This window comes from Candidatus Nitrospira neuquenensis (genome assembly GCF_979578155.1).
The window spans coordinates 1-11,704 of sequence record NZ_CEFZDU010000028.1 but is presented as its reverse complement, the minus strand read 5'-3'; the positions used below and the strand labels follow the sequence as shown (position 1 = coordinate 11,704).

At 67.6% G+C, this 11,704-nt stretch carries 12 protein-coding genes and 1 tRNA gene; 4 read left to right on the top strand and 9 right to left on the bottom strand.

Features of this window, described 5'->3' with window-relative positions; translation table 11 throughout:
* The first annotated feature begins 146 nt into the window (after nucleotides 1-146).
* On the top strand, nucleotides 147-2,537 hold the full coding sequence (locus tag AC1U7O_RS10745) for a penicillin-binding protein 1A (RefSeq protein ID WP_479894771.1): 2,391 nt from the start codon (nucleotides 147-149) through the stop codon (nucleotides 2,535-2,537).
* Nucleotides 2,538-2,547: 10 nt separating this feature from the next.
* Here AC1U7O_RS10745 and iscX read toward each other — a convergent pair whose 3' ends face one another.
* From iscX to AC1U7O_RS10710, 7 genes are all read right to left on the bottom strand, one after another.
* Nucleotides 2,548-2,760, bottom strand: a complete 213-nt coding sequence (gene iscX, locus AC1U7O_RS10740; RefSeq protein WP_479894770.1) for a Fe-S cluster assembly protein IscX — start codon at nucleotides 2,758-2,760, stop codon at nucleotides 2,548-2,550.
* 64 nt (nucleotides 2,761-2,824) lie between these two features.
* Nucleotides 2,825-4,645, bottom strand: coding sequence for a molecular chaperone DnaK (gene dnaK / locus AC1U7O_RS10735; protein WP_479894769.1), 1,821 nt, complete (start codon nucleotides 4,643-4,645; stop codon nucleotides 2,825-2,827).
* A 22-nt stretch (nucleotides 4,646-4,667) separates the two neighbouring features.
* Complete coding sequence (gene hscB / locus AC1U7O_RS10730) at nucleotides 4,668-5,381, bottom strand: Fe-S protein assembly co-chaperone HscB (RefSeq protein WP_479894768.1); 714 nt, start codon at nucleotides 5,379-5,381, stop codon at nucleotides 4,668-4,670.
* 88 nt (nucleotides 5,382-5,469) lie between these two features.
* Entirely contained in the window at nucleotides 5,470-5,823 is a 354-nt protein-coding gene (locus tag AC1U7O_RS10725; RefSeq protein ID WP_479894767.1) for a HesB/IscA family protein, read from the bottom strand.
* Nucleotides 5,824-5,858: 35 nt separating this feature from the next.
* Complete coding sequence (iscU, locus tag AC1U7O_RS10720) at nucleotides 5,859-6,266, bottom strand: Fe-S cluster assembly scaffold IscU (RefSeq protein ID WP_479894765.1); 408 nt, start codon at nucleotides 6,264-6,266, stop codon at nucleotides 5,859-5,861.
* Between the two features lie 52 nt (nucleotides 6,267-6,318).
* Nucleotides 6,319-7,536, bottom strand: coding sequence for an IscS subfamily cysteine desulfurase (locus AC1U7O_RS10715; RefSeq protein WP_479894764.1), 1,218 nt, complete (start codon nucleotides 7,534-7,536; stop codon nucleotides 6,319-6,321).
* Nucleotides 7,533-8,009 carry an RrF2 family transcriptional regulator gene (locus tag AC1U7O_RS10710; protein WP_479894762.1) on the bottom strand — a complete coding sequence of 159 codons (477 nt, stop codon included), beginning with the start codon at nucleotides 8,007-8,009 and terminating at the stop codon, nucleotides 7,533-7,535. The genes AC1U7O_RS10715 and AC1U7O_RS10710 overlap by 4 nt, the downstream gene beginning before the upstream one ends.
* Nucleotides 8,010-8,224: 215 nt before the next feature.
* Here AC1U7O_RS10710 and AC1U7O_RS10705 point away from each other — a divergent pair, with 215 nt between their 5' ends.
* Complete coding sequence (locus AC1U7O_RS10705; protein WP_479894761.1) at nucleotides 8,225-8,641, top strand: 2Fe-2S iron-sulfur cluster-binding protein; 417 nt, start codon at nucleotides 8,225-8,227, stop codon at nucleotides 8,639-8,641.
* 10 nt (nucleotides 8,642-8,651) lie between these two features.
* On the opposite strand, the gene AC1U7O_RS10700 is transcribed toward AC1U7O_RS10705, so the two are convergent.
* Nucleotides 8,652-9,380 (bottom strand): ferredoxin--NADP reductase, encoded by a 729-nt coding sequence (locus tag AC1U7O_RS10700; protein ID WP_479894760.1) that lies wholly within the window; start codon nucleotides 9,378-9,380, stop codon nucleotides 8,652-8,654.
* Nucleotides 9,381-9,525: 145 nt separating this feature from the next.
* Between AC1U7O_RS10700 and gltX the strand changes: the two genes are divergently transcribed.
* Both gltX and AC1U7O_RS10690 read left to right on the top strand, forming a co-directional pair.
* Nucleotides 9,526-10,947 (top strand): glutamate--tRNA ligase, encoded by a 1,422-nt coding sequence (gene gltX / locus AC1U7O_RS10695; RefSeq protein WP_479894758.1) that lies wholly within the window; start codon nucleotides 9,526-9,528, stop codon nucleotides 10,945-10,947.
* A 37-nt stretch (nucleotides 10,948-10,984) separates the two neighbouring features.
* Nucleotides 10,985-11,058: transfer RNA gene (locus tag AC1U7O_RS10690), tRNA-Gln, on the top strand.
* Between the two features lie 126 nt (nucleotides 11,059-11,184).
* Here the strand turns inward: AC1U7O_RS10690 and AC1U7O_RS10685 are convergent.
* Nucleotides 11,185-11,565: a hypothetical protein gene (locus AC1U7O_RS10685; RefSeq protein WP_479894757.1), complete on the bottom strand. Its 381-nt coding sequence runs from the start codon at nucleotides 11,563-11,565 to the stop codon at nucleotides 11,185-11,187.
* Between the last annotated feature and the right edge of the window lie 139 nt (nucleotides 11,566-11,704).

Here is an 11,704-nt window from a genome sequence, read left to right as displayed (position 1 = left end):
GAAATGACGCAACGAATCACTCCAGGGTAAGATTTCCAAATGGCTTGACAGGGCGCGGGGCGGCGCGCTTGAGTTTTGAGGCCCCGCATTGTAAGGTGGGCCGATCGCCCCGCCGGCGCCTCCGGTCCCCCTGGAGCCCTACACCTATGCCGTTCCATCCCGGCGACCGCTTTTCGGAGAGGCCTCCGCGGCGCCGCCCGCGCCGGTGGCTCCGGCGGCTCCTGCTCGCCCTCGCGCTCCTGACCGTCCTCGCCGCCGCCGCGGGCGGCACGCTCTGGTACGTCTCGCTCGACCTGCCCGCGCTCGACTCGCTCCAGGAGTACCAGCCCAGCCTCGTGAGCCGCGTCTATTCCGACGACGGGCAGGTCATCGGGCAGTTCTACGTGGAGCGCCGGATCCTCACCCCGCTCGCCGACATCCCGCAGGACCTGGTCAACGCCGTGATCGCGGTGGAGGACGCGCGGTTCTTCGAGCATCCGGGGCTGGACGTGATCGGCATCGTGCGCGCCTTCTGGACCAACCTACGGCGCGGCGGGAAGGTCGAGGGGGCGAGCACGATCACCCAGCAGCTCGCGCGCTCGCTGTTCCTGTCCCCCGAGCGGACCTACGGGCGCAAGGCGCGGGAGCTGATCCTCGCCTACCAGATGGAGCTGATCCTGACCAAGGCGCAGATCCTGGAGATGTACCTGAACCAGATCTACTTCGGGCAGGGCGCCTACGGCGTCGCGGCGGCGGCCCAGACCTACTTCGGAAAGAACCTCGCCGATCTGACGCTGCCGGAGGCGGCGTTCCTGGCCGGCCTGCCCAAGTCCCCCAACAACTACTCGCCCTATAAGAACCTGGAGCGGGCGAAGAAGCGGCAGGAGCACGTCCTGGCCCGGATGGAGGAGGCTCGGTTCATCACCCCCGAGCAGCGCGAGCAGGCCGCCGCGGTCGCGCTCGCGTTCCGTCATCCGGGGTCGGAGCAGGTCGCGCCCTACTTCGTCGAGTACGTCCGCCAGTACCTGGTCGCCCAGTACGGCGAGGCGATGGTGTACAAGGGCGGGCTGGAGGTCTTCACGACGCTCAACGTACCGATGCAGCGGGCGGCGGAAGCCGCGCTGCGCAAGCACCTCCATCAGCTCGACAAGCGGCAGGGCTGGCGCGGGCCGCTGGGGCGTCGGGACCCGGCGACGCTCGCGGCGGCGGCCCTGCCCGCGGCGGGCCTGCCGGCCCCGGCGTTGAAGCCGGGGGATCTGCTGCGGGGTGTGGTGGTCAAGATCGGCAAGGACCACGTCCTGGTCCAGGCCGGCGCGACGGTCGGGCGGCTCTCGTTCGATGACATGGCCTGGGCGCGCCGGCGCCTCAAGGGACGGGACGTCAAGGACGTGGTCACGGTCGCCAACGTCAAGCAGCTCCTCAAGCCGGGCGACGAGATCGAGGTGTCCGTCAAGAAGGTGGAGGGCGACACGGTCCACTGGCTGCTCGATCAGACGCCGATCGTGGAGGGCGGCCTGCTGGCCCTCGACCCGCGGACCGGCTCGATCCGCGCGATGGTCGGGGGCTACGACTTCGGGCGCAGCGAATACAACCGGACCGTCCTCGCCCACCGGCAGCCCGGCTCCGCGTTCAAGCCGATCATCTACGCCACGGCGATCAACGAAGGGCTGAGCCCCGCGACCGTCGTGGTGGACGCGCCGGTCGTCTACGAGCAGGAGGACCCGGAGAAGACCTGGAAGCCGGAGAACTACGAGAAGAAATTCTTCGGCCCCATCAGCCTGCGCGAGGCCCTGATCCACTCGCGCAACCTCGCGACCGTCCGGCTGCTGGAGCGGATCGGCGTGCGCAAGGTGGTGGAGTTCGCGCAGACGCTCGGGATCATGAGTCCCCTGAACCAGGACCTCTCGCTGGCCCTCGGCTCCTCCAGCGTCACCCTGATGGAGCTCACCTCGGCCTACGGCGTCTTCGCGAACCAGGGGCTTCGGCTGGAGCCCTACGCCGTCGCCCGCGTGCAGAGCTCCGCCGGCGAGGTCCTCGAGCAGACGCTGTTCGAGCCGCGCCAGGTCATCTCCCGGGAGACCGCCTACCTGATCACCAACATGCTGGAGGACGTGATTCAGCGGGGGACGGGGCAGCTCGCCAAGTCCATCGACCGGCCGGTCGCCGGCAAGACCGGCACGACCAACGACTACACGGATGCCTGGTTCATGGGCTACACGCCGAACCTCGTCGCGGGGGTCTGGGTGGGCTTCGACGACCTGCGCACGCTGGGCGAGACCGAGTCGGGCGCCCACGCGGCCCTGCCCCTGTGGGTGGACTTCATGACGGAGGCGCTCAAGGGCCTGCCGGTGATGCCCTTCGAGATCCCGGAGGACATCACCTTCGTGAAGGTGGATCCGGCCAGCGGCCTGCTCGCGCCGGAGCAAAGCGGGGCAGGGCAGGTGGAGCTGTTCGCCAAGGGAACGGAGCCGACGGAGACGGCGCCGCAGCGGATCGCGCCCGCGGACTTCTACAAGCTGGACCAGGAGCCGGCGGCGGGCGGCGGTGGTGGGTCGTAGGCCTTCGGCCTCAGGACCGCGCGTCCTGGAACTCCTCGTGCCAGGCCATCTGAATGGCCTCGAGGGTCTTCTCGTTGGATTTCTTCGGGTCGTCCACGAACCCCGGCAGGGCGCAGACCCACCGGTGCAGGTCCGTGAACCGGACCGTCAAGGGATCCACGTCCGGGTGCGCCTCGACCAGCTTGATCGCGATCTCCTCGGCATCCTGCCACGTCAAATCCATCGCCGGCTCCTCATGATTCGCCGCTCGTGACGCGTCGCGCCGGAGGCGCCTCGCCAAGGGCGGCTCACGGCAGCTCCGACAGCTTCTTGTTCTGGAGCGCCTCCTTGAGGGAGGTGTCCATCAGCACCTCGGCCAGGTGGTGGGTCGCCTGCTCGAGGTCCGCGATGCGGGCGCGGACGGCCTTGTGGTCCTCGCCCGCCTTGGCCTGCTCCAGCGCGGCCACGGCGGCCGTGATCGCCGCCCGCTCCCCCTCGCCGACCAGGTGGCCGCCCTGTCCCAGCGCCTTCTCGGTCGCGCGCAGGATTGCGTCGGCCTCGGTCCGGGCCTCGATGAGCTGCCGGGCCTTCAAGTCCTGCGCGGCGAAGGTGAACGACTCGGTGATCATCCGCTCGACTTCCTCGTCCGACAGCCCGTAGGAGGGCTTCACCGCGATGGACTGGCTCTGACCGGTCCGCACGTCGCGGGCCGTCACGTTCAGGATGCCGTTCGCGTCGATCAGGAAGGTGACCTCGACGCGCGGCACGCCGGCCGGGAGCGGGGGGACCTTGAGCTGGAACCGGGCCAGGCTGCGGTTGTCCCGGGCCAGCTCGCGCTCGCCCTGGAGGATGTGGATGTCCACGGAGGTCTGGCCGTCCACGTAGGTGGTGAACATCTCCTTGGCGCTCGCCGGGATCGTCGTGTTGCGCCGGATGAGCGTGCTCATCACGCCGCCCATGGTCTCGATGCCGAGGGAGAGCGGGGTGACGTCCAGGAGCAGCATGTCCTGCGTGCCGCCGCTCAGGATGTCGGCCTGCACGGCCGCGCCCAACGCGACTACCTCGTCGGGGTTCAGCTCGCTGTGCGGGCGTTTGCCGAACAGCTCCTCGACGCGGCGGCGGACGAGCGGCATGCGGGTCGAGCCGCCCACGAGCACGACCTCGTCGATGTCCGAGGTCGTGACCCCCGCGTCCTTGATGGCGAGGCGGCAGGGCCCGAGCGTCTGCTCGACGAGGTCGGCCACGAGCGCGTCCAGCTCGTCGCGGGTCACCGTGCGCCGGAACACGCCCCGGCCGTCCGGCAGCGGAATCTCCACGTCGGTCTTCAGCTCATCCGAGAGGCGGATCTTCGCCCGCTCGGCCTCCAGGCGCAGCGCCTGCATGGCGTCCGGGTACGCGGCCAGGTCGAGACCGTGCCGCTCGCGGACCTCCGTCAGGAGCAGGTCCGCCACCGTGCGGTCGAAGTCGTCGCCGCCGAGGTGCGTGTTGCCGTTCGTGGAGAGCACCTCGAAGATCCCGTCCTTGAGCTTGAGGATCGAGATGTCGAAGGTGCCGCCCCCCAGGTCATAGACCGCGATGAGGCCCTGCGTGCGCCGCTGGAGCCCGTAGGCGAGCGAGGCCGCGGTGGGCTCGTTGATGATGCGGAGGACCTCCAGCCCCGCGATCAGGCCCGCGTCTTTCGTCGCCTGCCGCTGGCTGTCGTTGAAGTAGGCGGGGACGGTGATGACCGCCTTGGTGATCTCCTCGCCCAGGTGAGCCTCGGCCCGGCTTTTGAGCTCCTTGAGGATCATGGCGGAGACCTGCGGCGGGGAGTAGGTCTTCTCGCCGATCGTGATCCGGATGACGCCGCCCTGCTCCTGGAGCCGGTAGGGGAAATACCGCAGCTCCTCGGTCACGTCGGCCAGGCCCTTGCCCATGAACCGCTTGACCGAATAGATGGTGCGGGCCGGGTCGCGGACGAGATACTCCTTGGCCGGGTCCCCGACGATGAGGCCGTTGTCGGTGAGCGCGACGACGGAGGGCACCAGGGTCCGCCCGTTCCGCCCGGGAATGACCGTGGGACGTCCGCCGTCCATGTAGGCGATCAACGAGTTGGTCGTGCCGAGATCGATGCCGACGATGCGAGCCATGACGGTCGGTCGCTCCCTTCCCTCAGCCCAGGGTGCCGACGAGGTCGGCGACGATGTTGCGCAGGTAGGTGCGGTTGGAGAGCAGCTCGCGCAGCTCTTGGAGCACGGCCGCCTTCTCGGAAGCCGGGGCGTCCGGCCGGTCCTGCAGCCGGTCCCAGGCCGCGAACAGCTCCGCCAGCCGCCGGTCCATCTCCTGCTGCCGGAGCTCCAGCGCCTCGCGGTCTTGCCGGAGCCGCGCGCGCCGGTCCTCCAGGCCCTCGCAGGCCTCGCCGGCGGAGGCCGCCTTGAACTCCTCGAGGTCCTCCTGCAGGGCCAGGATCTGCTCGAACAGGTCGGCGGGCGGCACGGTGCGGATGTCCTTGCAGGAGCCGGCTTCGAGGCTGACCAGATATTCCGCCCGCTTGACCGGGTCCTTGAGCGTCCGGTAGGCGGTGTTGAGGAGGGCGGAGTTGCCGAGCGCGATCGCCTGCTCGGGCTCGCTCTTGCCGTGGAAGAAGTCCGGGTGGAACGTCCGGCTGAGCTGGTAGAACTTGGCCTCCAGGGCGGCCTGGTCGATGGTCAGGCGGCGCGGAAGCCCCAGGCAGGAGAAGTAGTCCATCTCCTTCGAGAGCGGCTGGACCTTGACGCAGCGGTCGCACAGGTACTCCCCGTGGACCTCGGACTGGCAGTGCCAGCACATGCTGCGCGCCATGGTCAGCTCGGTGCGCGCGGAAGAAGTCTTCGGTGTCGCGTCCATTGGCTCACGCTCCGGAGGCGATCGGACCACGGGCCTGGCCGCCGCCAGGCCCCGGTCGCTCACGGTTGTTGATGAGGACGGCCCGGGATCAGGCCGAGAACGATTCCCCGCACCCGCAGGTCTTCTGCGCGTTCGGGTTGACGAACTTGAACGTGCCCGCCATCAGGTCCTTCTGGAAGTCCAACTGGGTGCCCTGCAGGTAGATCGCGCTCTTGGCGTCCACGATGATCTTGATCCCCTCGACCTCGTAGACCGTGTCGAACTGCCCGATCTTCTCGTCGAAGTTGATCGTGTAGCTCAGGCCCGAGCAGCCGCCGCCCTTGACGCCCAGCCGCAGGCCGCCCTCGGTGAGCCCCTGGACGTTCATCAGCCGCTTGACTTCCTTCACCGCGCTCTCGGTGAGCGTCACGATCGGGGTGGTCGGGGTCGTGTCCGTGCTCATGCGTCGCTCCTTTGAGGAATCCACTCGGGCCCGCGTCACTTCGCGGGCTCGGCCGGCGCCTGGTCCTGTCCGGCCTTCTTCTTGTAGTCGTTCAGCGCCGCCTTGATCGCGTCCTCGGCCAGGACCGAGCAGTGGATCTTCACGGGCGGCAGGTTCAGCTCCTGCACGATGTCGGTGTTCTTGATCTTGTAGGCTTCGTCGATCGTCTTGCCCTTCAGCCATTCGGTGGCCAGGCTCGAGCTCGCGATCGCCGAGCCGCAGCCGAAGGTCTTGAACTTGGCGTCCACGATCGTGTCGCCCTGGACCTTGATCTGGAGCTTCATCACGTCGCCGCACTCAGGCGCGCCGACGATGCCGGTGCCGACGCCCTCCTCGTCCTTCTTGAAGCTGCCCATGTTCCGGGGGTTGTTGAAATGGTCGACGACCTTCTCACTGTACGCCATGGTCCGCTCCTCCTTGCTCCGCCGACTCGGGACTCGGTCTCATGCCTCGCGGTTAATGCGCCGCCCACTGGACGGACTTCAGGTCGATGCCTTCCTTCGCCATCTCATACAGCGGGGACATCTCCCGCAGCTTGTTGACGACCTCGATGATGCGCTTGGCGGTGTAGTCCACCTCCTCCTCCGTCGTGAATCGGCCCAGGCCGAACCGGATCGAGGAGTGCGCCAAATCCGAGCCGACGCCCAGCGCGCGCAGCACGTAGGACGGCTCCAGCGTCGCCGAGGTGCAGGCCGAGCCCGACGACAGCGCGATCTCCTTGACGCCCATGAGCAGGGACTCGCCCTCCACGTAGGCGAAGGACAGGTTCAGGTTGTGCGGCAGCCGCTGCGTCGGGTGCCCGTTGAGGTAGACCTCGTCGAGCGCCTTGAGGATCGTGTCCTTCAGCCGGTCGCGCAGGGCCGCCAACCGGACCGACTCCGCGGCCATCTCCTGGCCGCACAGCTCCATCGCCTTGCCGAAGCCGACGATGAGCGGAACGGGCAGCGTGCCCGACCGCATCCCGCGCTCGTGGCCGCCGCCGTCCATCTGGGCGGCCAGACGGACGCGCGGGCCCTTCTTGCGGACGTACAGGGCGCCGACGCCCTTCGGGCCGTAGATCTTGTGGGCGCTGAAGGACATCAGGTCGATGCCCAGCTCCTGCACGTCCACGGGGATCTTGCCCACGCCCTGCGTCGCGTCGCAATGGAACAGGACGCCCCGCTCCTTGGCGATCCGGCCGATCTCCTTGACCGGATGGATCGTCCCGATCTCGTTGTTCGCGAGCATGATCGAGATCAGGATCGTCTTGTCGGTGATGGCCTTCTTCACCTCGTCCGGGTCCACCATGCCGTCCTTGCCCACGGGCAGGTAGGTGACGGTCATGCCGCGCTTCGTCTCCAGGGCCTTGGCCGTGTCGAGGACCGCTCGGTGCTCGGTCAGGCAGGTGATGAGGTGGTCGCCCTTCTCGCGGTACATCTCGGCCACGCCCTTGAGGGCGAGGTTGTCGGACTCGGTCGCGCCGCTCGTGAAGATGATCTCCTTGGGGTCGGCGTTGATCAGCCGGGCGATCTGCTTGCGCGCCTGCTCCACCGCCTCCTCGGCCTCCCAGCCGAAGGCGTGGTTCCGGCTGGCGGCGTTGCCGAACTTCTCGACGAAGTAGGGCAGCATGGCCTCCAGGACCCGCGGGTCCATGGGGGTGGTGGAATGGTGATCCATGAAAATCGGAAATTTCATCGCTCCACTCCTTGTGCGGCCGTGATGGGCTGGACGGTGATCAGGGGCGTGCCGCCCAGCATGTCTTCGATGGTCATGTTCTTGAGCAGTTGCTGGATGCTGTCCTGGACGCGGAGCAGGGGGGTCCTGATGTTGCACAGCCCCTGCTGCAGGCAGGGGTTGCCCTCCTTCTCGTGATAGCAGTCGGCGATGGCCAGGGGGCCCTCGATCGCCTCCAGGACTTCCGCGATGGAAATGGACCGGGCCTCCCGGGCCAGGAGGTAGCCGCCCTTGGGGCCGTTCTGGCTTTCGACGATGCCGTGCTTGGCCAGGGTCTGCAGGACTTTCGCCAGGAGCTCGAGCGGGATGTTATACTCCTCCGCAATCTCCTTGGTGTTGACCACCCGTGGCGTGGACACGAAGGCCGGTTGGACGGAGGCGATGTACTGCAGTGCCATCAACCCGTAATCCGCCTTCTTGGAGAGTCGAAGCACGGTTGACCCCGCTCCTGTTTGGCGATTAAAATAGTCGCCGATCGAAATGATCGCCGATCGAAACAGTCGGACACAATGTAACATCAGCATGGATCCAAGTCAACAGCCGAGATTCAGATTGATTTCAATCGGTTGGTGGCGATGACTAGTCGCCGGCTAGTCTGGATTCTCGAAGGGGACCAGCCTTACTGAGCCAACGAAAGAGAGGGGCGTGCATGGGTGGCAGCAATCCCTATATCGAGCCATCGGACGTCGAGCTTCCGACCAAGCCGTACACCATCACCTTCGTCGCGCCCGACAAGACCGAGACCGCGGTGGAGGTGGACCCCGCGAAGATTCCCTATGGGCCGACGGGGCTTCCCGGCAGCATCCTGGACATCGCGCTGGGAGCGGGGATCGAGTTGGAGCATGCCTGCGGCGGCGTCTGCGCCTGCTCCACCTGCCATGTGATCGTCCGGCAGGGGTTGGAGTCCTGCAACGAAGGGACGGACGACGAGTACGATCAGCTCGAGGAAGCGCCCGCCATCACGCTCCAATCGCGGCTGGGCTGCCAATGTGTCCCGAACGGCAGCACCGACCTGCGCGTGGAGATCCCCGCCGTCAACAAGAATCTCGTGAAGGAAGGGCACTGACCACAGGCCGCTAGTCGTAGGTTTCGTGCCTCACCCGCCCCCGTTCCACTCCCCGCTCCGCGAGGAAGGCCCGCAGCGGTCTGACGAACGACCGGACGCCGGCGACCAGCGCCAAGGGGGCGGCGCCGTCCTCCAGCAGGCTTCCCAGTATCCGCGCCACCCGTCGGTGAGGCGCCTCGTCGGGTTCGTCGGCCTCGACCAGCGGTTCGTACCGGAACCAGGGGTGGCGTCGGGCCAGGGCGCGGAATTCCTCGTCGTACAGGGACTCCGTGGGCGAGGGGATGCTGTAGACGAGCGTCACGGGCGATGCGGCCGGCCGGGCGGCGAGCGCCCGGAGCATGCAGCGGACGGGCACGATGCCGGTGAAGCGCGCGGCGAAGAGGAGGGGCGTGCGCGAGGGGTCGGGAAGCAGGAAGTTGCCGAAGGGCCCCGCCAACGAAACCCGATCCTCCTCCACGAGGCCCGCCAGGTAGCCCGAGCCCTGCCCGCCGGGTACCTCGTCGAACGCGAGCACGAGGCGGCCGTCCGCCGATTCCGGCTCCGCCATCGAATAGGCGCGCACCAGCGGCGGGCGGGCTCCGACGGGCAGGCGGAGCGACACCCACTGCCCGGGCTTGAAGGGGATATGGCGGTCCAGCGGCTGCAACGTCAGCTCGCGGACCGTGGGGGTCAGTCGGCGGAGCGAAACGACCCGCGCGTCCTGGACCGGCTCGCCCATGGCGGTCTCCTCGTCGGGCATCTGCCCGACCACCTATAGCAGAAGCGGTCCGACGGTAAAAGGCGGCATGGTCTGTGACGGGACCGCGCGTGCTTTACAGGGACCCGGCGGCATGTTATAGAGCCTGCCGCGTCTGATCTCCTCTCGGAATGCGGGCCTGCGACCCATGAGCGACGTTCGAGTCCGATTCGCCCCGAGCCCGACGGGCTACCTCCACATCGGCGGGGTCCGCACGGCGCTCTTCAACTGGCTCTTCGCACGGCGCGAGCGGGGCACGTTCATCCTCCGCATCGAGGACACGGACCGGGAGCGGTCCACGGACGAGGCGATCCGGGCGATCCTCGAGGGGATGCGCTGGGTCGGCTTGGACTGGGACGAGGGACCCTACCGGCAGACCGAGCGGATAGACCTCTACCGGCAGCACGCGATGAAACTCTTCGAGCAGGGCCGGGCCTATTGGTGCGTCTGCGCGGCGGACGAGCTGGAAGCCCGACGGAAAGAGGCCCTCGCCAAGGGGTTGCCGCAGAAATACGACGGCCGCTGCCGGGAGCGCGGGATCACGAGCCCCGGCGGCGAAGCGGCGCTGCGCTTCAAGGCCTCGCCGGAGGGGCGGACCGTCGTCGAGGACCTGATCAAGGGCGAGGTGGTCTTCGAGAACGAGGTGCTCGACGACCTGATCATCCTGCGGTCGAACGGCTATCCCACGTACAACTTCTCGGTCGTCGTGGACGATGCGCTGATGCGGATCACGCACGTCATCCGCGGCGACGACCATCTGAACAACACGCCGCGGCAGATCCCGATTTTTCAGGCCCTGGGCTTTCCCGTGCCTCGGTTCGGCCACCTGCCGATGATCCTGGGGGCGGACAAGACCAGGCTCTCGAAGCGGCACGGGGCCACCTCCATCCTCGCCTACCGCGACATGGGCTACCTGCCCGAGGCCATGCTCAACTACCTCGTCCGGCTGGGCTGGTCGTCCGGGGACCAGGAGATCTTCTCCGTGGCCGAGCTGATCGAGAAGTTCTCGTTCGAGCACGTGCAGAAGTCGTCGGCGGTCTTCAACCCGGAGAAGCTGCTCTGGATGAACGCCCACTACATCAAGGAGAGCGAGCCCAAGCGGATCGCCGCGCTGCTGGCGCCGTTTCTCGACCGGCGCGGGTTCGGTCCCGCTGTCAAGGCGGCGGGCGAGGACTGGATGGAGCGGCTGGTGCTCGCGCTGCGGGAACGGGCGAAGACGCTGGAGGAGATGGCGGCCGCAGCCGAGCCCTACGTGGCCGAGACCGTCGCGATGGAAGAAGCGGCGGTCCGCACGCACTTGACTCCCTCCGCCGCGCCTCTGTTGGAGGCGTTGGCGGCCCGACTGGAGGTCCTGCCGGCCTTCGACAAACCCTCGCTGGAAGGCGTCTTCCACGGGCTGGTCGAGGCCCAGGGTTTGAAGATGGGCCAGCTCGCTCAGCCGGTGCGGGTCGCCTTGACCGGGCGGGCGGCCAGCCCGGGCATCTTCGAGGTCATGGACCTGCTCGGGCGGGACCGGACGGTGTCGCGGCTCAGGCGGGCGATCGCACAGATCGGCGCCCCGCGGCCTTGACTCCCCGAGGCCGGTTATATTAGGCTTCACGAACGGTTGGGGGATCGTCTAGTGGTAGGACGTCAGACTCTGGATCTGACTACCTAGGTTCGAATCCTAGTCCCCCAGCCACCCTCCGCCTTTCCCATGCCGGTCGGGGGATCGTCTCGCTGCGGGCAGGTTCTCGATCCGTCGGTCTGGGCCCTAAGGCCGTTTCCGGGATGATGACGCCCTGTCGCCGGCCGGAAGGGTGTTCGCCTACCTGGCGCCGTCCCCCTCATCGCCACGCGGCCGGTGCCGAATCGGCTGGTCCTGTTGACTCCGCCATCCGGACACCAGCCCGTTTTCGAAGTAGACGCGAAACTCGGCCGTCTCGCAGGGGTTCGCCCCGCCGGGCGGAAACAGCCAGACCTCCACCGGCCGGCCGTCGTGTGTGATCGTCCTCTTGCATACCGGCTCGCCCCGTGACAGCAACACCTGCTCCTGGCTCATGCCGTACATGACATAGCCGCGGTCGATCGCATGCCGGACGTTGGCGGGGTAGGTCTGGTATTTTTCGGCCATCAGCCGCTCGTGCGCCGTCTCGCAGGCGGCCAGCAGGACACCGGCCAGGAACACGGTCCGCGTCGCGCGGCGCATGGGCCTCCTTGAGATAGAAGGGTGATGGCGGGATCCCCACCTCGGGGCGAGAGCATATCACAGGCGGAGAGCCGGGGCGCGATCTCGTATTGAGTCATCTAAAATCTTACCGAGAGACAGATCGTTGCGTCATTTGTAA

What these genes read in the sequence shown, in the direction of transcription:
- iscX (WP_479894770.1), bottom strand. Translation starts at nt 2,760, where the DNA reads ATGGATTTGACGTGGCAGGATGCCGAGGAGATCGCGATCAAGCTGGTC.
- AC1U7O_RS10745 (WP_479894771.1), top strand. Translation starts at nt 147, where the DNA reads ATGCCGTTCCATCCCGGCGACCGCTTTTCGGAGAGGCCTCCGCGGCGC.
- hscB (WP_479894768.1), bottom strand. Translation starts at nt 5,381, where the DNA reads ATGGACGCGACACCGAAGACTTCTTCCGCGCGCACCGAGCTGACCATG.
- AC1U7O_RS10715 (WP_479894764.1), bottom strand. Translation starts at nt 7,536, where the DNA reads ATGAAATTTCCGATTTTCATGGATCACCATTCCACCACCCCCATGGAC.
- AC1U7O_RS10705 (WP_479894761.1), top strand. Translation starts at nt 8,225, where the DNA reads ATGGGTGGCAGCAATCCCTATATCGAGCCATCGGACGTCGAGCTTCCG.
- iscU (WP_479894765.1), bottom strand. Translation starts at nt 6,266, where the DNA reads ATGGCGTACAGTGAGAAGGTCGTCGACCATTTCAACAACCCCCGGAAC.
- dnaK (WP_479894769.1), bottom strand. Translation starts at nt 4,645, where the DNA reads ATGGCTCGCATCGTCGGCATCGATCTCGGCACGACCAACTCGTTGATC.
- AC1U7O_RS10725 (WP_479894767.1), bottom strand. Translation starts at nt 5,823, where the DNA reads ATGAGCACGGACACGACCCCGACCACCCCGATCGTGACGCTCACCGAG.
- gltX (WP_479894758.1), top strand. Translation starts at nt 9,526, where the DNA reads ATGAGCGACGTTCGAGTCCGATTCGCCCCGAGCCCGACGGGCTACCTC.
- AC1U7O_RS10700 (WP_479894760.1), bottom strand. Translation starts at nt 9,380, where the DNA reads ATGCCCGACGAGGAGACCGCCATGGGCGAGCCGGTCCAGGACGCGCGG.
- AC1U7O_RS10685 (WP_479894757.1), bottom strand. Translation starts at nt 11,565, where the DNA reads ATGCGCCGCGCGACGCGGACCGTGTTCCTGGCCGGTGTCCTGCTGGCC.